This window comes from Flavobacterium fluviatile, assembly GCF_010645065.1.
GTDB classification, from domain to species: domain Bacteria; phylum Bacteroidota; class Bacteroidia; order Flavobacteriales; family Flavobacteriaceae; genus Flavobacterium; species Flavobacterium fluviatile.
Window position 1 is genome coordinate 46816 of record NZ_JAADZW010000015.1, and the last position, 24478, is coordinate 71293.

At 39.4% G+C, this 24478-nt stretch carries 13 protein-coding genes; all 13 read left to right on the top strand.

The features are described 5' to 3' along the window. Positions 1 to 100: 100 nt before the first annotated feature. The 13 genes from GXM17_RS14625 to GXM17_RS14685 all read left to right on the top strand — a co-directional run bounded on the left by GXM17_RS14625 (position 101) and on the right by GXM17_RS14685 (position 24454). Positions 101 to 2047 carry a heparinase II/III family protein gene (locus tag GXM17_RS14625; RefSeq protein ID WP_163400067.1) on the top strand — a complete coding sequence of 649 codons (1947 nt, stop codon included), beginning with the start codon at positions 101 to 103 and terminating at the stop codon, positions 2045 to 2047. A gap of 31 nt (positions 2048 to 2078) precedes the next feature. After that, the gene (locus GXM17_RS14630; protein ID WP_208796445.1) at positions 2079 to 3728 is read left to right on the top strand and encodes a glycoside hydrolase family 172 protein; all 1650 of its coding nucleotides are present in this window, start codon (positions 2079 to 2081) and stop codon (positions 3726 to 3728) included. Positions 3729 to 3731: 3 nt separating this feature from the next. Beyond that, a complete protein-coding gene (locus tag GXM17_RS14635) occupies positions 3732 to 5189 on the top strand; it encodes a sulfatase family protein (RefSeq protein ID WP_163400068.1) in 1458 nt (485 codons plus the stop codon). A 230-nt stretch (positions 5190 to 5419) separates the two neighbouring features. Then, the gene (locus tag GXM17_RS14640; RefSeq protein WP_208796446.1) at positions 5420 to 6436 is read left to right on the top strand and encodes a putative glycoside hydrolase; all 1017 of its coding nucleotides are present in this window, start codon (positions 5420 to 5422) and stop codon (positions 6434 to 6436) included. Positions 6437 to 6461: 25 nt separating this feature from the next. Then, positions 6462 to 8282, top strand: coding sequence for an arylsulfatase (locus tag GXM17_RS14645; RefSeq protein WP_163400070.1), 1821 nt, complete (start codon positions 6462 to 6464; stop codon positions 8280 to 8282). Between the two features lie 55 nt (positions 8283 to 8337). After that, the gene (locus tag GXM17_RS14650) at positions 8338 to 9282 is read left to right on the top strand and encodes a prolyl oligopeptidase family serine peptidase (protein ID WP_163400071.1); all 945 of its coding nucleotides are present in this window, start codon (positions 8338 to 8340) and stop codon (positions 9280 to 9282) included. Between the two features lie 106 nt (positions 9283 to 9388). Next, positions 9389 to 10651, top strand: a complete 1263-nt coding sequence (locus GXM17_RS14655) for a right-handed parallel beta-helix repeat-containing protein (RefSeq protein ID WP_208796447.1) — start codon at positions 9389 to 9391, stop codon at positions 10649 to 10651. Positions 10652 to 11107: 456 nt separating this feature from the next. Continuing rightward, positions 11108 to 13606, top strand: coding sequence for a glycoside hydrolase family 95 protein (locus GXM17_RS14660; protein WP_163400073.1), 2499 nt, complete (start codon positions 11108 to 11110; stop codon positions 13604 to 13606). A gap of 304 nt (positions 13607 to 13910) precedes the next feature. Further along, positions 13911 to 15737: a sulfatase-like hydrolase/transferase gene (locus tag GXM17_RS14665; RefSeq protein ID WP_163400074.1), complete on the top strand. Its 1827-nt coding sequence runs from the start codon at positions 13911 to 13913 to the stop codon at positions 15735 to 15737. 273 nt (positions 15738 to 16010) lie between these two features. Beyond that, complete coding sequence (locus tag GXM17_RS14670; RefSeq protein ID WP_163400104.1) at positions 16011 to 17531, top strand: sulfatase-like hydrolase/transferase; 1521 nt, start codon at positions 16011 to 16013, stop codon at positions 17529 to 17531. 47 nt (positions 17532 to 17578) lie between these two features. Next, positions 17579 to 20221: a glycoside hydrolase family 31 protein gene (locus GXM17_RS14675; RefSeq protein ID WP_163400075.1), complete on the top strand. Its 2643-nt coding sequence runs from the start codon at positions 17579 to 17581 to the stop codon at positions 20219 to 20221. Positions 20222 to 20454: 233 nt separating this feature from the next. Continuing rightward, positions 20455 to 23091, top strand: coding sequence for a GH116 family glycosyl-hydrolase (locus GXM17_RS14680; protein WP_163400076.1), 2637 nt, complete (start codon positions 20455 to 20457; stop codon positions 23089 to 23091). 13 nt (positions 23092 to 23104) lie between these two features. Continuing rightward, entirely contained in the window at positions 23105 to 24454 is a 1350-nt protein-coding gene (locus tag GXM17_RS14685) for a hypothetical protein (protein ID WP_163400077.1), read from the top strand. Positions 24455 to 24478: the final 24 nt, after the last annotated feature.

The window sequence follows — 24478 nt, forward strand, 5'->3', positions numbered from 1 at the left end:
TTCTTAAAAATCGGCTATGATTTATATAAGATGAATAATGATTTATATGTAATCCTATTTAAAACAAATAAATTGCTTCAATAAATAACTAACCCATTATATGAATAATAGTAGAAAATTTAAAACGGCCCTTTGTTGCGGTTTTTTGATGTGTTTCGTTCAAGTCTTTAGTTTTAACTTTCCTAAAGAGCCTACCTTAGATTTGGTTGCTTATTTTAAGCAGGCCAATGCCGATATCATTTATCCTTCGGACAAGCAAATTGAAATGCTTAAAAAAGTCATGCCGAAGTCCACTTTCCAACCCGCGCCCACTATTAAGGATAGAGGATATTGGAATAAAATTGCAGCGACAAAATCAGGTCAGGAGTATTTGGCGGAATCGCTTGCCTTAATCGGCAAAAAGCCAGAAGTGCCTATTACGGACGAAATTTATAGAAAGGCCAATTTAGAGGGAAATCGCGGCATTTATAAACCCCGCTATTACCGCTCGATGGAACATTTAGAGCATTTTGTTTTGGCCGAGTGTATCGAAAACAAAGGACGTTTTCTGCCACAGATTAATACCTATTTGCAAGCTATCATGGAAATGAAATCCTGGCTGCATCCCAATCACGATGATAAAGAAAATGGAGTTTTGGAAGGCAAAAGAGTGTCAATTGATTTAGGAGCGCGAAAATTTGGAGGTGTTTTGGCGCTTACCCAATCGCTTTTGGATGATAAATTATCGTTAGAAGTAAAAAATCAAATCACAAAGCAATTGCAATGGCGTATTACGGATAATTACTTAAAAAGCTGCCGAACAAATGATGAAAACAACAAATGGATAAAAGCCACCAGCAATTGGAATGCCGTATGTACTAGCGGCTCGTTGCTTACTATTCTAACTACTTCAAAAAATTACGAAGAGCGAATAGGAGCAGTAGGCAGTGCCTTGAATAGCATGAAATATTACCTGAGCGGATTTGGTGCCGATGGCTATTGCTCGGAAGGATTGGGGTATTGGGGATATGGTTTTGGGCATTATTTGTATTTAGCCCAAATTCTTTCTGATTATACCGGAGGAAAAATTGATTTGTTTAAAGCAGATAATCCAACCAAATTAGAGAATATCGGCAATTTCCCAGAGCGATTTGAAATTCAAAACGCCAGATGCGCTCCTTTTGCCGATGGAGTTTCGACTATATCCAAAAGCGGAAGCAACTTTGCTTATGTTTTATCGGCAAAACACTATGGCGCAATTATGCCTTCGGAAATACGAATGGAAGAAGCTGCCGAACAATTAATTGCTTGGGAAAAACCAGCCCTTTTTGAGGTAAATTCCAAAAATACAGCGACTACCTTGCCCGACCATTCTTATTTTGATGATATGGGAATGCTTATTTCACGCGGCAAACAAGCCAACCCTTTTTCGATTGCGATTAAAGCAGGGCATAATGCCGAGAACCACAACCATAGCGATGTAGGAACCTATAGCTTAGTATTGGGTAGTGATATTATAGCGGGTGATATTGGAGCACCTTCGTATACGGCGGGCGCTTTTTCTGAAGACAATAAAGCCCGCAGCTCTTGGGGGCATCCGGTTCCTCGCATTAGCAATACCCTTCAATCCAACGGAATCGAGTTTAGAGGAATCATAACAGCTACTGATTTCACAACCCATTCTGATAAATTGGTGATGGATATTAAACCTGCTTATCAAATTCCAGTCTTAACTACATTGTTGCGAACGATGACGAACGATAAATCGGGCATCGGAAGCATTACGGTAGAAGATCAGTTCTCAGCAGCCAAGCCAGTACCTTTTGGTACAGCGATTATGACCTATGCCAAATATGAAATTCTGGATAATCACACGGTTATTTTGACAACAAAAAATCAAAAAGTAAAGGCCGAAATCATCGGTAAAGGTGGGAAGATAAAAATTACTGACGAGCAAGTTCCAGTAAAAGCTTTGCGAGAAGGTGGTACCGCTTATAGAATAGGAATTGATTTTGAAAAAGAACTGACCAACGGAAGTATTAGCATACAATATACGCCTGTAAATTAGTTGCTTAAATCTATTAACTGTCAGAAAAACAATGAAAATTAAAAAATTTTTTTGCTTATTGGCGTTAGGGGTATCGGTTCTGATGTCTGCCCAAGGGCAGGTTTCTATCGAATCATTATTAACCGAAATGGTAAATAGAGATGCTATTAGTCGTTTTCCCCAAAATAATTTCAGATTAAAGCAAGCGAGCAGCTACAATAGAGCTTCCAAAACACCTAAAGATACGGTAGGCTGGTTTACAAATAATGATTTTAATAAAGGAGAAAAGAGTATCAATTTTATCCGAATAGAGGAGAATAAAGGTGAAAAAGAATGGGTAATGATGGAAGATTCGGGTCCCGGTGCTATTGTGCGTGTTTGGTCTCCGTGGCTCGATCAATTGAAACCAGGCAGTGATATTATTATTCGCATTTATTTAGACGGTAATCCTAAGCCAGTATTGGAAGGAAATATGATTAGCCTTTTTGACGGCACAGGTATTTTTCCATATCCATTTGCCCATCAATCCTTGCGTTCGGGAGTTTCGTTTTTCCCAATTCCTTATGCAAAAAGTTGTAAAATAACAGCTCTGAAACAACCTTTCTTTTTCCAGTATACCTACAAAAAATACAATCAAGGCACTGCTGTAAAGACGTTTACAATGAAGGATTTTAATAATGCTAAACCCCTTATTGAAAAAATAGGAAAAGAACTTTTGAACCCTCAAAACACGAAGGAAGGAAAAAAAGTAGCGATAAAAGAAAGCGTAAAAACAAATAAAGAAGCATCAATTAGTTTACCAACCGGCGAAGGCGCAGTCCGTTCTTTGGTGCTAAAATTAGGCGATTATAAAAATCCAGCAGTTACCCGTTCGGTAGTTTTGAAAATGGAATTTGATGGGCAACAAACCGTTTGGACGCCTATTGGTGATTTCTTTGGTACAGGCATTGGGTTAAATCCAGTGCAAGGTTGGAATCAAACGGTAGATGCTGATGGAACAATGTCTTGCCGTTGGGTGATGCCTTATAAAAAATCGGGTAAAATTACAGTAGTTAATTTAGGAAAAGAATCAGTGGATGTACAGTTAGAAGCAAGGGTTGGAGCGTACAAATGGGATGCCCAAACCCTCTATTTCAATGCGGCTTGGCGCGGACAATATCCAGTGCCAACGCGTCCGTTTTCTGATTGGAATTATGTGAGTCTGAAAGGCCGTGGCGTTTATGTGGGTGATGCTTTGACGATTATGAATCCCGTAGCGAAATGGTGGGGAGAAGGTGATGAAAAAATTTGGGTGGATGGTGAAGATTTCCCATCGCTTTTTGGAACAGGAACGGAGGATTATTATGCCTATTCTTGGGGTGGTAGAAGCACCGAGTTCTATGAACATCCTTTTCATGCACAACCTCGTTCGTATGTATATAATAAACTAAATCCAAAGACGACAAACGAAAAAAATACGTCGGGATACAGTACGGAAACGCGTACTCGTGCTTTGGATGGAATGCCTTTTGAAAGTTCATTAGTTCTGGATATGGAAGTGTGGAGTGGAACTAAATGCGATATGGGCTATGGTGTAGGCATGTACTGGTATGGAGATGTCAATACAACTTCCAATAGAACTCCAGATCCTAAAGGGGTATTGGTTATTCCGCCTCTGCCAGAGGGATTTCCTCATACTATAAAAATGAATGATAAAAAATAAATAATGAAGAAAACACTATTAACAATCAGCTTACTGGCAATCCTAAGTTTTGGTTTTGCTCAAAAAAAAGCAACCGAAAAAAAGCGACCAAATTTCCTATTTGTTTTGGTAGACGACCAATCGCCTTTTGATTTAAAAATCTACAATGCGAAATCTATTTTAGATACACCCAATATTGATCAATTGGCCTCAGAAGGAATAATTTTCGATGGCGCGCGCCACATGGGAGCGGCTACGGGAGCGGTTTGTACGCCTTCACGCCACATGATTATGTCGGGACGAACCTTATGGCATTTGCCTCCTAGTGCGGGGCACAAAAATGTTGATGAACCTGTTGGATTAGAACAAGAAACGATTGGTGCGGTATTCAATAGAGCGGGATATAAAACCATGCGCACTTGCAAAAAAGGAAATTCTTACGCAGCAGCAAACCAACAATTTACTGTCGTTAAAGACGCCACTAAAAGAGGAGGGACAGAAGAGTCTGGCAGCGCCTGGCATTCTAAACAAGTATTGGAATATTTAGCGGATAGAGAACAAGGAAAAGAAAAAGACCCATTCTTTATCTATTTTGGTTTCTCTCATCCACACGATACGCGCGATGGAACACCGGAGCTTTTGGCAAAATACGGAGCAACTAATCACAAAGATCAAAACAGTTTACCGCCTGCCAATCCAAAACAACCTCAATTACCAGATAATTATTTATCCAAACATCCTTTTTTTCACGGTCACGTAGATCTTCGTGATGAAGAAAAGGTAAGTGGGGTTTGGAAAAATAGAGACGAACAAACCATTCGAAATGAAGTAGGACGTGAATTTGCCTGCAGCGAAAACATAGACATTCAATTAGGAAAAGTGCTAAAAAAACTAGAAGCGATGGGTGAATTAGAAAACACCTATATCATCTATACTGCAGATCATGGGATGTCTATTGTTAAACATGGTTTGATGGGGAAACAAAATTTATACGAACATACATGGAGAGTTCCGTTTATTGTGAAAGGCCCAGGAATCAAGCCAGGAAAACGTGTGGAGGGTAATATTTATCTCTTGGATGTATTGCCTACCTTATGCGATTTAGCGGGAATTGAAATTCCGAAAACCGTGGAAGGCAAAAGTTTTGTACCTGTTTTAAAAGGTGAAAAACAAGTAGTTCGCGACGTAATGTATGGAGTGTATGCAGGAGGTTCAAAACCCGGTATTCGCACGGTTAAAAGAGGAGACTGGAAGCTAATTAAATATGATGTGATGGATGGCACAGTGAGAGAAACACAATTGTTTAATTTAAAAGAAAATCCAAACGAATATTTACCAGAGCATCATAAAAAAGGCGAAATGGAAACCAATTTAGCAACTAATCCTAAATACGCTAAAAAATTAGCCGAAATGGAAGCGTTGTTGGCAGAGCAAATGAAAGCCCATGATGATCCGTACCCGCTTTGGAATCAAAAAAAGTAAAATCGCATTTAATACATAAAGTTAAGATGAATAAAATAGAATCGTTCTCAAATCAACATAGTAAAGTTTTGGCATTTTTTAGTTTAATTCTAATAAGCCTCTGCTCACACGCACAAAAAAAAGAAACATTCCAACTCACGGACGGGTCGAATTTTAAAGCCCAACAATTTTTTCCAAAATTCAGTTGGGAAACCACACCTATGTATTATCATTTTGGGGATATAAATCGAGTGTTAGAACCAAAAGAGGTGGAGTTTATTGCAAAGAGAAGTGATTTTATTAGTATGGAAAAATCGCATGCTTACAAGCAATTGGGTGATGCGGTTTTAGGAACCAAACACGAGGTCGAAGCGTTTCATAAAGAAAAACCATCAATTAAAATATTGTTCTACTACAATTCGTATGTGGCTTGGCCTTTTACCCAATTCAATAAAGAATTTACGCCAGAAGGCATTGCTAAAAATCCAGAGTTAACCAAATTCTTAGCCATTAATCCAAAGACCGGAAAACTCATGGAAAAAACAAACGGTCCTGCTTTTACCTATTATTTTGAAGCCTTGAATCCCGATTTCCGCAAATGGTGGGTCGCTTCAGCAGCAGAGGGGGTTCGTATTTCAGGAGCTGATGGAATTTTTATCGACCGTATGAACGTGGATGCCAAGGCAGATTATCCAAAAGATAAATTAGCCGAAATTGCCAAAGCCAAAGGCGAAATGATGGCCGAATTGAAAAAACAAATGGGGCCTAACAAAATTTTGGTGGGCAACAATGCGGCTAACACCAAGGAAGTTTTTCCTTCTTGCGATGCGTTTATGTTTGAGCATTATAACGAAGAGGTGATGAGCAAAGAACGATTGCTGAAAGATTGGGAAGATATGGAGCGTATTGCCAAGGCTGGAAAAATGTCCATTTACCGTTTTGGTGCCAAAGGAAAAGGCAAAGCCGATATCACCATGGGCGCAACTGGAACTTCGGGAATTGAACAGAAATCACATGAGCAGCTGGAATTTTACCATGCTTGTTACCTGATTGGCGCGCAACCCTATTCGTATTTTCAATGGAACTGGGGATGGAATTTAGAAGACGGAAACTTAGTCGATTATCCAGCGTTGCAAAAACCATTAGGGAGTCCTAAAGGCGCTTTTAATCGTGTAAAAGCGGATGGTTGGGAATTTACTCGCGAGTTCGAACACGCCAGTGTGTGGTTGGATACGGAGGCACGAAAAGCAAAAATCACTTGGAAATAAATCAATCACTAGCTCAATACCATAAATGAAATTAAATTATATACCAAAAGGACTCTGGTGTTTGGGCTTGGTTTTGTTATTCCAGGCATCCAAAACAGCGGCTCAAAACACAAAGAAACCCAATGTCATTATTGTAATTACCGATGATCAGGGCTATGGCGATTTGGGATGTACCGGAAACCCAATCGTAAAAACGCCCAATATTGATAAGTTTTACAAACAGTCGGTTCGGCTAACCGATTTCCATGTCGCACCTACTTGTGCACCTTCGCGTTCGGGGTTGATGACGGGGCGTTATGCCGATAGAGTCGGAGTGTGGCATACCATTGGCGGGGTGTCTATACTTCGTGAAAAAGAAGTGACGATGGCCAATGTGTTTCAAAACAACGGCTATGAAACAGGCATGTTTGGCAAATGGCATTTAGGTGATAGTTATCCGTCACGTCCACAAGACAAAGGTTTTAAACATACGTTGATCCATGGCGGCGGTGGCGTAGGGCAAACCCCTGATTATTGGAATAATGATTATTTTGATGATACTTATTTAGAAAATGGCGTGCCTAAAAAAGTTAAAGGCTATTGTACCGATGTGTGGTTTGACGAAGCCATGAAATACATTGAAACCAACAAAGACAAGCCTTTCTTTTGCTACATCGCGACCAATGCACCTCATCTTCCGTTTAATGTGCCGGCCGATTATTACAACAAGTACAAAAACGAAGCGATTCCTGAGGAGTTGAAAAAGTTTTATGCGATGATTACCAATGTCGATGATAATTTCAAAAGACTTCAAGACAAATTGAAACAGTTGAAACTGGACGAAAACACCATCGTTATTTACATGACCGATAACGGAACAGCCAGCGGTTACAAAGAAACCAATGGAAAAATGTACGGTTATAATGCCAATATGAAAGGGATTAAAAACAGCGAATACGAAGGCGGACATCGGGTTCCTTTCTTTATTTCGTATCCTGCGGAGAAAATTTCTGGTGGTAGAGATGTGAATAATATGTTGGCCCATTTGGATGTTTTGCCTTCGCTAGCGACCATTTGTAAGTTGGAAATGCCCAAATTAGACTTGGACGGAAGTGATATTTCTTCGTTATTATTAGATAAAAATGCGGTTTTCAAACGCGATTATTTAATCACCGATTCCCAACGAGTACAAGAGCCAATCAAATGGCGTAAAAGTGCCGTGATGTCGGATAAAATGCGATTGGTAAACGGTACCGAATTGTATGATATTTCCAAAGACCCAGGTCAAAACAACAATATCGCCGCTCAATTTCCAGATGTGGTAGCGAAAATGCGTGGGTATTATGAAGAATGGTGGAGCTCGGTTTCAACCGAATTCAATATTTTTCCCGAAATCATTGTAGGTTCTGAAAAACAAAATCCAGTTGAAATTACTTGTCATGACGAACACGTACACGATTCGACAATTCCGTGGAATCAGGATTATATCAGAGAAGGAAAACTAAATCCTATTGGGGGCGAATTTACTTTAAATTTTGATCGCGATGGCGTGTATGAAATTGAAGTGAGTCGTTGGCCATTTGAATCGGGATTGAAAATCAATGAAGGCGTGGCAGGTCGAAAAGCCACTACTTATATTGACGCTGTATCCGAAGGAAAAGCAATGAATTTCAAATCAGCCGTGCTTAAAATTGGCGCTTGGAAAGAAGAAAAATCCGTTTCGGCAGACGCAACATCTGTTTTGTTTAAAGGGAATTTTACCAAAGGAAAAACCGCAATGAGTTCTTGGTTTATTGATGGCGATAAAAAAGAAATAGGTACTTTTTACTTTAAAATCACTCGAATTGGCGATTTAAAATCCATCTAAAGCGTGGTAGGAAACGAATTTCAAGTGCAACTAAAATTTAAATAAAACGAACATAATGAAAAACAATCATTTAAAAAACTTTACTACCTCCTTAGTGGTTTTGGGAATTTTTCTATTCAGTTTAACGGCATTAGCCCAAAAACCAGAAGAAAAAGAAATCCTAGATTCCTTTGCTAATAAAGAGACGGTGGTGTACAAAACAGTAAATGGTGCCGTATTAGATATGGTCATTTTTTATCCCGATGCTGATAAAATGAAATCTAAAAATCCGTGGATGCTGTATGTACATGGCGGTGGTTGGGCTGGTGGTTCTCCATTTAATATTTTTGGAAAACCTTTTTTAGGAACCTTACGCAGTTTGGTAGACAAAGGAGTAATTTGCGCCACAATCGAATACCGTTTGGCTAAGAACGGTTCTACTGCTTATGATTCGGCGGTGGATGCTAAAGATGCAGCTCGTTTTTTATTGAAAAATGCTAAGAAATACAAATTAGACGAAAATAAATACGGCGTTTGGGGTGGCTCGGCAGGAGGGCATTTGAGTTTGATTACCGCTTTAGGCGCTGATGCTGATTTTAAAGGAGAGACCCAACTTTCGGAAGTAAAGCCTAAATTCAAATGTGTGGTTTCTTATTTTCCGTTTACCTCTTGCTTGAATCCGGACATCAGACCCAATTCTATTTTTGCCGATGGAACTCTTTTTGTTCGTTTGTTAGGCGCTCCTTTAGAAGAAAAACCAGAGTTGGCAAGATTACTGAGTCCTACCGAACTTTTAACCGAAAAAAGTCCGCCTATTTTATTATTGCACGGTGATAATGATAAAACACTTCCTATCAGCAATTCTATCTATATGATGGAAGTGGCCAAAAAGAAAAAAGCCGATGTGGAATTGTTAACGATCAAAAACGCAGGACATAGTTTTAGCGGGAAAAACATTTCTCCTGGCATCGAAGAATTGAATGATTATGCCGCCAATTTTATATTAAAACATCTAAAATAATTCGCTCTATCTTATGCTAAATCAAAATCCGTTTTTATCCGTTAAAAACTTTTCCATTAGGCTAGGATTTCTACTATGCCTTGTATTGTTTTCAAGTTTGACTCTAATGGCCCAAACAACTGTAAAAGTTTCGAATTTGAAACAACTTTGCGAAGTGGTAAAAAACAGCAATCAAAACATTATCCTCAAAGCCGGAAAATATGATTTGACGGAACTGCCGAAAGAAAGCAGAAAAATAGAGTGTTCGGGTTCAAATAATACGATTGACTTAACAGGCGTTTTTGTCAATGTTCCGGTAGGAAGTACCAAATTAGGGTATATAGTGGTTTCGGGAAATCAAAATGTATTGAAAGGCGCCACTTTTGAAGATACCTATATCGATGGATTGGAAGAGGTAACCGATTTTAGCAGTTATAATAAAAATAGGGCTACCCACGCCAGCGGACTGAAAGGGCAGGCGGTGTTAACGGTTTCGGGAGATGATAACCTAATCGAAAAAGTGATGCTAACCGTGAGGGGTTCGTTTCCGTATGGTTATGGAAGCATCTACGGAATTGGAAAAGACAATGTTTTTGGTTTGAACAAGCGTTGCGGCATTTTACTCAAAGGAAAACGCAATACGATTGACAATTGCGAAGTGCAACAAAGAGCCTTTGGTCATGGTATTTATATGCAGGAACCTGCGGATAAGTCGGTGATTAAAAATACTTTGGTCGAAGGGAGAATGCGCCCTAGTGCCGATTTATATCTAGAAAAAGATCCAGAAGATTTGCCTTTTAAATCCGAATACAAAACAGAGGGGCAGCCTATACCCAAAAATGTGATGTACCCACTTTCTGAAGATGGCATTAGAGTCTATACCAAAGGCGGCAGTGTTACAGTAGAAAATTGCACGGTAAAAAAAATGAGAGGCGGAATCAGATTGTATTTGGCATCTAGTGCAACTGTAATCAATTCGAAGGCTATTGATTGTGGTGCAACCAACTTTAATGTGCCTCAAAAAGGAACTATAATTGGTTCAACAGGCAACTTTTCATACGCGCCTCTAAATGATTTTCGATTGTCTAAATCCAATCAAAATATCGAATTAACGATTCTTCCTTCGCCCAATGCTATCGGAGATCATAATATAGCGGATGTTTCAGGAAGCAATCATCAAATTGTTTTTCACTGTGCCGATGGACCGTTGGATACTAATTTGCGTCCGATTATTGTAAAAGACGCTAATTCAACGATTAAAAACGAAACGGAATATCCAATTATCTTAGAAGAAACATCGAGTGGCAATACAGTAGTGAGTTTTGGAAAAGTAACAGATAAGGGAACCAATAACAAGGTGACTCAAATTGAAAATCCCAAAGTAAAATAAGCAACAATTAACTTGAGGTTTTTGATGGGGATCCTGCAAGGTTTTTAAAACCTTGTAGGTTTAAATTTGAAAAGAATCCTGGAAGTCTGTTTTTTTTTTGTCACGGAGATTTTGCAGATTTTTACTTTTATGATAATTAAAAACTTTGCCGGCAGATTTCTTTTGAAACGAATGTTGAATTAAAAAATTGGTGTAAATCCGTTTTATCTGTATCATCTGCGTTCCATTTAGCTGCAATCTAAATTTACGTTAGACATTTGCTCTCCTTTTTTATAATACAAACCAAATGAGTTATGTGTTATAGAAAAGGAATTTTAATTTATAGCTTAAAATGGACAAAATAGTAATTTCGTTTGAGGAATATTTTCGCTATTTTGAAAAATAAATTCCCAATCAATCCTAAATTTCTCTTGGGTATTTTAGGAGCTAACAACCAAAAAACATAAAAAATAACCAATGAAAGTTATAGTAAACGTTTTTGTTTTATTTTGTCTAGGGCTAGGAAACACGATGGCTCAGAATAACGCAGCACTCAAATTATGGTACAATGCCCCAGCAACCGACTGGAATGAAGCTTTACCAATAGGGAACGGTCGTTTAGGTGCCATGGTTTTTGGAAATCCGGTTCATGAAGATATCCAGCTAAACGAAAATACGCTTTGGGCGGGCGGACCACATCAAAATAACAACCCAAAAGCAAAAAATCAATTGACTCCTATTCGCGAGTTGTTGTTTCAAGGAAAATACCAAGAGGCGCATAATGTAGCCGAAAACAATTTTATTTCGGATATTTCACACGGCATGTGTTATGAAACAGTGGGCGACTTGCGACTTGATTTTGTGAATCAGGAAAAATTCAGCAACTATCGTCGTGAACTCGATATTGAAAAGGCCATAACAATCACTACTTATTCGGTAGACGGGGTCGATTACAAACGCGAAATCTTCACTTCGTTTACCGATCAAGTTATCGTAATTAAAATAACCGCTAGCCAGAAAGGAAAAATCAGCTTTACAGCAGGCATGGATCGTCCAGCTCCGGCAAAAGTAACTGTTGCTACAGAGGACAATTCGGTTTTAAAAATGGTGGGGCTAAGTAGTGATGGACTGAGCAAACGCATTAAAAACGGAATACCGATTAAAGGTCAGGTGGCTTTTGAATCTCGTTTAAAAATCATGCCTGAGGGCGGGAAACTAACCGCAGAGACTGATAAAATAGTAGTTAGCAATGCCAATAGTGTCTTGATGTACTTATCAATAGCAACTAATTTTGTGAATTACCATGATATTAGTGCCGATGCTCATAAAAGAGCGGTGGATTATATCGCCAAAGCCGAAAAGAAAAAGTACCACCAATTGGTTCAAGATCATACAGCTTTTTATCAGAAATATTTCAATAGAGTACAGCTGAATTTGGGACAAACCGACGCGGTTACTAAGCCAACGGATATTCGCATAAAAGAATTTAGCACGAGTTATGATCCTTCATTGGCCGCATTGTATTTTCAATTTGGCCGCTATTTGCTGATTTCTTCTTCGCAACCTGGCGGGCAAGCGGCTAATTTACAAGGGATTTGGAATAAAGACTTATTACCGCCTTGGAAAAGTGCCTATACCATTAACATCAATACCCAAATGAATTATTGGCCTGCTGAGGTGACCAATTTAACCGAGATGCACGAACCTTTAGTCGATTTGGTCAAAGAACTATCGGTAACGGGAGCCGAAACCGCCAAAGTAATGTACGGCGCCGACGGTTGGATGGCGCATCACAATACCGATATCTGGCGTATTGCGGGCCCTGTTGATGGCGCTACATGGGGAATTTGGCCTACGGGAGGTACATGGTTAGCCCAGCATTTATGGGAGAAATATATGTTTAATGGGGATAAAAATTATTTGCGCTCCGTTTATCCCGCGATGAAAGGGGCAGCCGAATTTTGTTTGAGTTTTTTAGTTAAAGAACCCCAACACAATTGGCTGATTATTTCTCCATCGATGTCGCCCGAGCATGGACCTGCGGGTCGTCCTAAAAGTGTGAACATCCAAGACGGGACGACGATGGACAACCAATTGGTTTACGATATTTTTGTGAAAACCATTCAAGCCGCAAAGATTTTGAATGTAGATGAGGTATTCGTAAAAAAGATCGAAAACACCTTGCCGCAATTGCCTCCAATGCAAATAGGAAAACACAACCAATTGCAAGAATGGTTAGAAGATTGGGACGACCCGACGGAGGATCACCGTCACGTTTCGCATTTGTACGGCTTGTATCCATCAAATCAAATTTCGCCTTATCGCCATCCCGAATTGTTTGAAGGGGCAAAAAACACTTTGATTCAGCGTGGCGATCCCTCAACGGGCTGGTCGATGAACTGGAAAATCAATTTATGGGCGCGATTGCTAGACGGAAACCATGCTTATAAATTAATGGGCGACCAAATCAAATTGGTAGGACGAGCAGATTCTCCAAAAGGAGGCGGAACCTATGCCAATATGCTCGATGCACATCCGCCTTTTCAAATTGATGGAAATTTTGGATTTACCTCTGGTTTGACCGAAATGTTAGTGCAAAGCCATGATGGCGCCATTCATTTGATTCCGGCACTTCCTGATGTTTGGAAAGCAGGAACAGTTTCGGGTTTTAGAGCTCGCGGTGGATTCGAAATTAAATCGATGGAATGGAAAGAAGGCAAATTGTCTAAAGTAGTGCTGAAATCTAATTTAGGTGGCAACTGCCGCATTCGTTCGTACAATGAATTAGTGCTTCAAAAAGGTAAAGCTGCGGCAGTAACTTCAGAAGTAAATCCGAATCCTTTTTTCGCCATTGCTGCAATAAAAGAGCCGCTAGTTGCTAAAGAGTCTTCGCTGAAAAAACCAGTTTTAAAACCAACTTTCATGCTAGATATTCCAACAAAAGTAGGTGATGAAATTGTTTTGGTAGGAAAATAGATGGACAAATTCAGAAATATATTAAATTGAATTACATGAATTTGTAAAAATTATCTGCAAAAATCTGCCAAATCTGCGTGCTTATTTTTACACGAAGATTTGACAGATTTTATTTAAAATAAAAGCGTTTGATTATTGCTTTTAAAAAACAGTTAGATAGAATTTCGGATGGAAATTGCGATGTATTGGATTTTTTTTTAGTTTGATATCTATTACAATCTAAAAAATCTGTGCGAAAGAAAATAACAGAATCTAAATGAGGATTCTGGTTTAAATCGAATTTTAAAAAATTATCTCAAGAGATATGAAATTACTACAATCTAGTATACTGGTGTTAAGTTTACTTTGGAACTTACATCTTTCAGCTCAATCCAAAGACCGTCCCAATGTCATTTTTGTGATGCCTGACGATATCAGTCACAGCTCTTTTTCCTATTATAAAGAAAATGGTGCAAGAACTCCCAATATAGATAACTTGGCCAAAGAGTCCGTTCGCTTAACCGATTTTCATGTATCGCCTAGTTGTTCTCCCACAAGAGCGGCGCTTTTAACAGGCCGACCTAGTGATGTTGTGGGGGTTTGGCACACGATTAACGGCCGCAATATGCTGCGCGCTGACGAAATCACGATGGCTGATATTTTCAAAGCCAATGGCTATGCTACAGGTTTGTTTTTCAAATGGCATTTGGGAGACAATTATCCGTTTCGGCCAAAAGATCGTGGTTTTGAATATGTAGCTTGGATTAAAGGCGGAGGAACGGGACAACAACCCGATTATTGGGGAAATACCAACAACAGCGCTAGTATGTGGGTGAATGATACTTTGGTAAAAATGACCGATGAAAATGATGGCATTGAAGGTGCTTTTACGACCAATTTCTTTATGAATCGAGCCATGGATTTTATGGAAGCCAACATCAAAAAGAACCAACCTTTCTTTGCTTATATTCCGCTTGGTACTGCTCATGCGCCACATGTATTGCCGTCCGATGCACGCAAGGGGGTCAGCGCTAAAACGGGAACCATCGAAAATATTGATAAAAATATGGGTCGCTTAATACAATTCTTAGAAGACAAAGGCATTTCCGAGAATACCATTTTGGTTTTTACCACCGATAATGGCGATGGCGGTTATTTGAGAGGCGGAAAAGGGTCTAATTATGATGGGGGTACGCGTGTGCCTTGTTTCATTCGATGGGAAAAAGGAAATCTGGGAGGCGAAGGTAAGGGGAGAGAAGTGGCTGCATTAACTGCTCATATCGATTGGCTGCCTACTTTTATGGATCTATTGGACTTAAAAGATGTGCCCAATCGACCGGAAAAATTAAAAATTAGAGGCAAAAGTTTTAAGGCTTTTTTGGATAGCGATCCCACTAATGACCCTCTGGAGTATAAAAACAGAGCGGTGGTTATTAACGATATGTGGACGGAATTTGCTGAAAAATATAAAAAATTATCGGTTAAAAAAGACGACTGGGAAGGGGATGTTATCCAACACAAATGGCGTTTGCTCCGTATCAGCAGTACTTCGGATTGGGAATTGTATGATGTTTTAGTAGACGAGAAACAGCAAAACAATATCATAGCCAATACTGCTTATGCTCCCGTGGTGGCCGAATTAAAACAAGAATATGAAAACTGGTGGAAACTAGTCGAAGAACGCGCTTCGGAATATACCCGAATAATTATAGGAAGCCCCAAAGAACCGGAATCTGTACTGCATGCACACGATTTTCACGGAACTGTGATTTGGCATCAAGGCGATGTCGAAAAAGGAAGCGCTGGAAGTGGTTTTATCGCGGTAGAATTTGATAAAAAAGGCACTTATCATTTTGATTTACGCCGTTGGCCAAAAGAGATTGAAAAAGAAACGACTTTAACGTCTGCTGGTTCTGGAAAAGCATTGAAAATTGCTAGTGCCCGAATTAAAATTTGGAACGGGGACACCGTGTATGTAGACGAAAAGAAAATCGCCAATCCTAATCTAGATGGTGTCAATTTTACGATTAAAAATATACCAAAGGGTCCTGCTTTTATTCAAACTTGGTTTTACAATTCAGCGGGCGAAATTGAAGGGGCTGTGTATTATAATTATGTTCATTTTGATAAAATTAAAAAGAGTAAAAAGTAAAAACACAACCATTTTTTCATTGCCGAATCCCATCAAAAAAGTGTTTTTAGTGGAAATCTTTTAGCCCGTTATTTCTAGCTAAGTCTCATTTGTTTGCTGTGGCAATCGCCTGTAGGTACTATAATCAATCATGTTTTATATAGTATGAATCATGATTTATACTATACCCTAGACCAATTGTCTATTTTTGGAAATGCGAATAGCTTTTTTAGCAGCGCAATCTGAATTTTAATAGGGTAGGATATGATAAACAATTTACGTTGGAGCGTTTTTATGCTTTCTTTTTTGATAGTGAGCGGACAGTCAAAAAAGGTAGAAACAGCCATTCATAATAAACAACCCAACATCATTTTTTTAATGACCGATGACCAGCGTTGGGATAATATGGGTTGCTATGGTCGACCTGAATTCAATACACCCAATATAGACAAATTAGCGGCTCAGGGTGTTACTTTTGATAAGGCCTACTATGCCGTGGCGATTTGTATGCCCAGTCGGGTAACCATGCTAACGGGGCGCCACTTGTCCAGTCATAAAGTGGGTTTTGTAGCTCCCGAAGATTATACGCTGTCCCAAGCTGATTTTGCGAAAAGTTATCCTGCGATTCTTAAAAAAGCAGGTTATAGAACGGGTTTTATTGGCAAAGTAGGCTTTACCGTAACACCCGAAGCGACTCGACCAAGTACTCCAAAAGAACAGTTCTACGAAGAAAACATGAAGGTTGTCTTTGATTATTTTGCAGGCAGCGAAACCTACGATCGAAAAGACTTTGTTATTTGGCCCAAAGAAGACCAAGTATTACATGAAATTTATAAAGAAGAACGAATCAACTCAGGCAGAACCTTACGAACAGGGGAGGCGATGCTACATTTTATCGAAACCCAGCCCAAAGAACAGCCTTTTTGTTTGTCTGTGAGTTTTTATGCCGTGAAGCACGACAACAACAAGGACATGTACATGCCGCATTTTGAGCAATTTAAAGACAAAGAATTTTCAGTTCCCGGCAATTGGGTTGAAGGTGCGAATGATAAATTGCCAAAAGTAGTAAAAGAAAATGCCCGTGGCGTAAAATTACATGCCGCGCGTTCCTCGACACCCGAATTGTACCAACGCTTGGTGCGTCGTTTTGCCACCCAAGGCTACAGCGTGGACCAACAAGTAGGTTTGTTAGTTGAAATGCTGAAAGAAAAAGGATTGCTAGAAAATACCATCATTATTTACACCAGTGATAACGGACGTTTTCAAGGCTCCCACGGTTTGTTCGATAAATGTATTTTATACGAAGAGTCGGTAAAAGCGCCTTTGATTGTGTATGACGGACGGATTCCAGCAGCCAAAAGACAACGACGCGAAGACGCACTTATTTCCTCTGTAGATATGGCGCCTACCATTGTTTCGCTAGCGGGTTTGTCAATCCCATCGAGTATGCAAGGTCAGGATTTTAGCAAAGTTTTGAATCAAACCCAAGACAAATCCAAATGGCGTGATGCCGTTTTTATGGAAGACTTATTTCTGGCAGATATGTTTGGTTCGAGATATAAAGAAAACGTGGACGAAATCAATAAAAATCTAATTGATGCCAATAAATCCTACCGTAGCCGTGGTATTAGAACCGCGCGTTGGAAGTACATTGTGTATTATGAGCATACGCCAAAAATTGAAGAGTTATACGATGTGGACAACGATCCTTTAGAACAAAATAATCTTGTTAATGATTCGAAACACAGTACTATTTTGAAAAAACTTCGAAAACAAACCGAAGAATTGTACCAAACGGCAGTGCAACGAAATTAAAAAGCAAAGTATTGCTAGTGTACCAACCAAAATCTTTAAGACCAAAAATGAAAAAGAACCTCCCTATTTTCAGTTTAAGCCTATTCCTATTGGTGATTTTAACGGCAACAGGACAAAATAGATACCCATTTGCATTTGAAAAAAACGCTAATGGGGTCAATATCCAAAAAGACAAAGAAACCATTCAAATCGAAATCGTGAATGCGTCTATTATCCACGTCAAAAAAACATTGACAGGAACCAAGCCTTCCGTGATTCCGGATTATGTGACCATTTTAAAACCGCAAAAAGTAAGTTGGAATTTAAAACAAAACAAAGACCAACTCTTGATAAGCACGGCAAATTTAAAAGTAGTTGTGGATAAAGCGGGAAACATTGGATATGAAACGAAAGACAATAAAAAATTAGTAGGTGAAACCCAAGAGGTCACTTATATAAAACCCAATAATGACAAAGGCAATGCCGTGTCACAATCGTTTACCGTAGGCGATGAAGCCTTGTACGGTTTGGGACAATTTCAAAGCGGCATTATGAATTGGAAAAATGTTCCAATGCGTTTGCAACAATACAATCAGGAAATTGCCATTCCGTTTTTGATTTCGACCAAAGGCTATGGTATTTACTGGCACAACTACAGTTTGACCGATTTTAACGAACCGCAAAACGAAATTCAATTTGCCAATACAGGCGATTTTAAAAATACAGCCAGCACTAAAGAGGCGGTGGCAACAGGGGAAAAAGAAAATGTAGCCGCTTATATTTCTAAAGAAAATTTAGATAAAAACATTCGCGAGACCACTTTCACTCCTAAAAAATCGGGAGAATATACTTTTTTAGCGCTAAGCGATAACAACGGACGCATGCGTGGCGAAATCAAGGTGACTGTGGACGGAGAGGATATCATCAATTATTCTACCATTTGGATGCCAAGAAGGTATTCGGGTAAAAAATACTTGCAAGCGGGCAAAACGTATGAAATCGTATTTCAAAATACAGGAGCTAAAATCCCAGGTAAATTATTTTATAACGAACCTGATTTCAACAAAACCGTTTTTAGCAGTACCAAAGGAAGCACGATTGATTATTATTTGATTCAAGGAGCAAATCCGGGCGAGGTGATTGCAAACTACCAAGATTTGACTGGAAAAGCACCTATGTTTGCTAAAAGCACTTATGGTTTTTGGCAATGTCGTGAGCGATATCACAATCAAGCCGAGTTATTAGAAAATGCACGCGAAATGAGAAAACGTCAAATTCCTTTTGACAACATTGTACAAGACTGGTTTTATTGGCCAGAAAAAACCAAAGGTCCCGAATGGGATAGAGCTAAATATCCAGATGCAAAAGCGATGGTGGACGAATTGAAAGCGATGAATCTGAATTTGATGGTTTCGGTTTGGCCTGAGGTCAAAAACGCAGCTTTGGAAAAAAAATACAATTTGACCAAAATTGAAGGCAGCAACAATGTGGACATTTATGACAAAGGAGTGAGCGAGCGTTTTTATCGCATGATTAATGATTCGATGTTCAAATTGGGCGTAAAATCGATTTGGTTAGACGGAACCGAACCAGAAGGGGTTAACAATACAAAAGTGAAAACGGCAGTGGGTTCATATGAAGAAGTGCAAAATCCGTATTCGCTGGAAGTAACCCGAGCCATGTATGAAGGCAGAAGAGCCGATTATCCTAAGGAGCGTGTTTTCAATTTAACGCGTTCGGCTTATTCAGGGCAGCAGCGTTACGGTGTGGCTTCTTGGTCGGGCGATGTGGAAGCCTCTTGGAGACAATTCTCAGAACAAATTGCCGCTGGTCTGAATTTTACGATGGCAGGTGTACCTTATTGGACACACGATATTGGGGGATTCTTTAGAGATTCAAAATCGATAAATCCTGAGTTTGACAGCCAGTACACCAATCCAGAATACATTGAGTTGTTGACACGTTGGTTTCAGTTTGGCACTTTTAGTCCCATTTTCCGAATTCATGGGTATGTGTCCGAAACCGAAATTTGGAGATACAACCAAGCCTTTGAAAGTACTGCTCGTAAATTTATTGATTTGCGCTACCAATTAATACCGTACATCTATTCGCAAGCTTGGCAAATTACCAATAACAGCCGCCAATTGATGAGTCCGTTAGCCTATCAATACCCGAATGATAAAAACACTTGGGGAATAAAAGACCAATTGTTTTTTGGCGAATCGATTATGGTAGGTTTTGTTACCCAATACCAACAACGTGAAAAGGACATGTATTTCCCTGAAGGAGACTGGTACAACTATTGGACAAACGAAAAAATGCAAGGTGGTAAAACCATTAAAGTTAAAGCGGAACTGAATGAAATTCCGATGTTTGTGAAAGCAGGAACAATCTTGCCTTTAGGCCCAAAAGTGCAATATGCTACTCAAAAAACAACGGAGCCCTTGCAAATTAAAGTTTACCCAGGAAAAGACGCGCAGTTTGTATTGTATTTGGATGATAATGAGTCCTATGAATATGAAAAAGGGAAATATTCGGAAATTGTTTTTACTTATTCAGAAGCTAAAAAAGAATTAAATATTAAAAACGGTCAAGGAAATTTCATTGATTTTAAACAAAAACCAATGGACTTCGTAGTGGAATTAGTTGGTAAAGGAAAAACGGAAAAAGTAGTTTTTACCGGTAAGGAATCTAAAATTAATTTGAAATAATTTTAGTTTGATGAGGTACAAGCCAAGAAACTGTTTTTATTTATTGTAACATCCGTTATAAGTCAAGAAAAAGAAACAATTGGGGGCAAAAAAAAACGACAAAAAGAAGGCATTGTTTCTTTGTATCGATGATTTAAGTCACCCATGTAGAAAAGAAATGGAAGCTAAACTGAAAAAACATTCCATCTCAAATGCTAATTAAAAAAATGAAAAATAAATTCCTAAATAGTCGCTTGGTAGTAATCTTTGTAATGCTATTACAAGGATTGCTTTTGCAGGCACAAGGGGCGAAAGTAATTCAAGGAGTTACTCCAAAAATAATAAAGAAAACGGCGCAAGCTACAACCACTGACTGGCCCGTTTTGACGACCTATGATGCGCATCATTTGGCAAAAATATCGATGCCAATTGGCGGAATAGGAACTGGAACTGTATCCCTAGGAGGACGTGGTAATTTGCAAGATTGGGAAATTATGAATACTGCTGCCAAAGGCTATATTCCAACGAGTGAAAAATTGAGGTACATCGGTCCTTTTTTTGCATTGTTTACCCAAACTGCCGATGGTAAAAAAGATAGCCGAGTACTCGAAGGTCCCTTGGATTATTCGCTTTATGAAGGTGCTTTTGGAAGTACAGCAGTGAATCATGGTTTTCCTCGCTTTGAAACCTGTACTTTTAAGGCAGCCTATCCTTTTGGACAAGTGTTGCTCTCGGATAAAAAAGTGCCACTTACTGTTCGTATTAAAGCATTCAATCCCTTCATTCCTGGGGATGCCAAGGCAAGCGGAATACCTATTGCAGTCATTACCTACGAGTTAACGAATACAACTGATAAAGCTGTTTTTGCCTCCGTTTGTGCGAACATGCCCAATTTTATTGGAGAAGATGGTTCGGTACGGGAACCTATTGGAAGAGGAAGTGCTTTAATTCCTGTCGGAGCCAAAAAAAATAAAAATGTTTTCAGAAATGGAAAAAACGCTCAAGGTATTTTTATGAGTTCGGATGGGGTAGATAAGAATGCGGTAGCATGGGGAACCATGGCACTATCTACTTCCAGCAACGAAAAGGTTAGCTACCGTACCTCTTGGAGTGAAGAAGTTTGGGGGAATTCCCGCCTTGATTTTTGGGATGATTATAGCACTGATGGTCGTTTAGAAAATCGAGAACACAATGGAGAAGACCGACCGATGGCATCGATGGCGGTTGAGGTATCGGTTCCTGCCAATAGTACTCGTGAAGTTAGCTTTTACATTAGCTGGCATTTTCCTAATCGGGAAACTTGGACACCTGCAGAGGATGGATTAAGTGATATGTTAACCAATTATTACAGCACCCAGTACAAGGATGCTTGGGATGTAGTTGAAAAAACAATGCCACAAGTCCCCAATCTGGAATCTAAAACAAAAGAATTTGTAACTGCTTTTGTGAATAGCGATTTGCCAAATGTAGTAAAAGAAGCCGCCTTGAATAATACCTCTACGCTTCGAACCCAAACCTGTTTCCGTACTGCGGATGGGAATTTCTACGGATGGGAAGGTACGAGCGACACCAAGGGAGTTTGCCATGGAAACTGTACCCATGTATGGAATTACGACCAAGCCACCCCTTTTTTGTTTGGAGAGCTAGCGCGTTCGATGCGTGAGATTGAATTTGCGCATGCTACCGATGACAAAGGGATGATGAGTTTTCGAGTGAATTTGCCCTTAGAACGTGCGAACGAATTTGGCAGACCCGCAGCCGATGGGCAATTAGGTGCTATTATGAAAATGTATCGCGATTGGCAACTGAGTGGTGATAACGAATTACTCAAAAAGCTGTGGCCAAAGGTGAAAAAAACCATGGAATTCTGCTGGATAAAAGGAGGATGGGACGCTAATAAGGACGGCGTGATGGATGGTTGTCAGCACAATACCATGGATGTACAGTATTTTGGCCCCAATCCTCAAATGGGAATTTGGTATTTGGGAGCGCTTCGAGCTGCTGAAAAAATGGCAACCTTTTCGGGGGATAAGCAATTTGCTAAAACCTGTAACAGTCTTTTTGAAAAAGGAAGCCAATGGATGGATAAAAATCTTTTTAACGGCGAATATTACATTCACATTATCCAACCTCCCAAAAGTCGCGAAGAAATTGCGGCTCCTTTACTGAAAGGTTTAGAATCCAAAGATTTAGAAAATCCTGCGTATCAATTGGGAAAAGGCTGTTTGGTGGATCAATTGGTGGGACAGTTCATGGCTCATATTTGTGATTTAGGCTATTTAACCAAAGAGGAGCATGTAAAAACAGCCTTAAACAGCATTATGAAATACAACTTGAGAGACGATAGCAGCTCTGGTTTTAACAATATGCGTTCGTATGTGTTGGGGGACGAAAAATCATTGGTCATGGCAAGCTATCCAGGAGAGAGACCCTTGTTTCCTTTTCCTTATTTTACTGAGGCAATGACAGGATTTGAATACACCGCTTCGATAGGCATGATGTATGAAGGTCAAACAGAACAAGGTTTATCGAATATCAAAAACATCAGAGACCGATACGATGGTTTAAAACGTAATCCTTTTAACGAAGCAGAATGCGGAAACAATTATGCCCGTGCCATGGCGAGTTGGGGAGCTGTGATTGCGCTTTCTGGATTTAATTATTCGGCAGTAGAAAAATCCATTGCGTTTACAGCGACTCCAGGAACTTACTTTTGGTCGAATGGAAGTGCTTGGGGCGTTTGCAAAATTGATAAGGAAAGCGTGGAGTTATCGGTACAAGAAGGGGCACTTGAGTTAAAAAGGTTTTCTTTAAAAGATTCTAATGCGATTAAGTTTAAAGAAACTCTAAAAATTAAGGCAGAAGAAACGGTAGTTTTAAATCTGAGATAAAATAAAATAATAAATGAAAGCAATAGCAAGATTATTTATAGTTGGATTATTAGTTATTGGTAATGCTATAAATGCCAGAGAAATCAAAATCAAATCCTTACAAGAGTTGGCCAAATATGCTAAGGAAAGTGGTAATACCATTAGTATGCAGCCGGGCGTGTATCGTCTGACCGACTATTTGACTACCGATGTTATTACCGATCGTCGTAATCGAAAAGAATATCAGTATATCACTTTTAGCGGAAGTAACAATGTTTTTCATTTAAAAGGAGTTGAAATTGAACTGGATACAAAGATTCGAACAGCTTTAAAACCACCAATTCATTCCGATGAGTTTTTGATTACGGGTTCCAATAATACTTTTGAGGAACTTAGCATCCGATGTATTGGCAATGGAATTTCTCCAGGCGGAACAGTGCTTCAGGTAGCGGGCGAAGCGAATATTCTGAAAAACATCAGTTTGTATGTAGCAGGCTCGTATCCGTATGGCTATGGCGATTTATTTGGCAAAGGCGGTCAGAAAGAAACGACCATTAAACACCAAAAACACAGCGGGCTGTTGGTCACCGGAAATAGTACCAAACTCTACGGCTGCAAAGTGATTAGCCGTTCTTTTGGGCATTGCTTTTTTATTCAAAAAAATCCCAAGAATGTGTATTTCGAAGACTGTTATGCCGAAGGTGAAGTGCGTACTACCGATGCTATATTGGCAGAAACATCCGGCCCTGCTTTTGATGTGAAATTCAAAACTTGGACACAAAACCGCGAGGGCGAATATATTGTAACTCCGGGTTATATGAAATCGCTTTGCGAAGATGGTTTTCGAACTTATGGGAAATGTGAAAATATAGCCTTTAAGAATTGTACGGCCAAAAATACCCGAGGCGGTTTTGAACTTCGGTTTAATCAGGCGAATTTGGAAAATTGCACCACTACTGGCACAGAACGTGCGTATTGGATTGGAGACCAAACGGTAATGCGCAATTGCAAAGGAGATGCTAACTACGGGCCGCTGTTGTTTGTAGAGGGTAATAATGTGGAGGTGGAATTAAGCCTAGTACCTACCGAATCAGACAGAAAGGTACACTCTTTAATGACGGTTTTTGGAGAAAGTAACAATATTATCCTGAAAGCAGATGGAAAGAAAAGAAAGCAAGAACTTCCTATTTTAGTGGGATTTACTCCTCCAATGCACGGTGAGTCGATGTCTCCTTATAGTGAAGAAAAAGTAGTTAATCTTCGTTTAAAAAATGAAACCGGCATGCCAATTTCTATTGGAGCGATGGCAAAAAATTGTCGTATCGAAACCAATGGAAAAATAAGCGAAAATAAAGGCGATAACAATCAAATTATAACAAAATAAATACCTTTCTAAAATTTAAATTAT

Excerpts from the sequence above, each read along its gene's own strand:
- GXM17_RS14625 (WP_163400067.1), top strand. The coding sequence starts at position 101 with ATGAATAATAGTAGAAAATTTAAAACGGCCCTTTGTTGCGGTTTTTTG.
- GXM17_RS14630 (WP_208796445.1), top strand. The coding sequence starts at position 2,079 with ATGAAAATTAAAAAATTTTTTTGCTTATTGGCGTTAGGGGTATCGGTT.
- GXM17_RS14635 (WP_163400068.1), top strand. The coding sequence starts at position 3,732 with ATGAAGAAAACACTATTAACAATCAGCTTACTGGCAATCCTAAGTTTT.
- GXM17_RS14645 (WP_163400070.1), top strand. The coding sequence starts at position 6,462 with ATGAAATTAAATTATATACCAAAAGGACTCTGGTGTTTGGGCTTGGTT.
- GXM17_RS14650 (WP_163400071.1), top strand. The coding sequence starts at position 8,338 with ATGAAAAACAATCATTTAAAAAACTTTACTACCTCCTTAGTGGTTTTG.
- GXM17_RS14655 (WP_208796447.1), top strand. The coding sequence starts at position 9,389 with ATGGCCCAAACAACTGTAAAAGTTTCGAATTTGAAACAACTTTGCGAA.
- GXM17_RS14660 (WP_163400073.1), top strand. The coding sequence starts at position 11,108 with ATGAAAGTTATAGTAAACGTTTTTGTTTTATTTTGTCTAGGGCTAGGA.
- GXM17_RS14665 (WP_163400074.1), top strand. The coding sequence starts at position 13,911 with ATGAAATTACTACAATCTAGTATACTGGTGTTAAGTTTACTTTGGAAC.
- GXM17_RS14670 (WP_163400104.1), top strand. The coding sequence starts at position 16,011 with ATGCTTTCTTTTTTGATAGTGAGCGGACAGTCAAAAAAGGTAGAAACA.
- GXM17_RS14675 (WP_163400075.1), top strand. The coding sequence starts at position 17,579 with ATGAAAAAGAACCTCCCTATTTTCAGTTTAAGCCTATTCCTATTGGTG.
- GXM17_RS14685 (WP_163400077.1), top strand. The coding sequence starts at position 23,105 with ATGAAAGCAATAGCAAGATTATTTATAGTTGGATTATTAGTTATTGGT.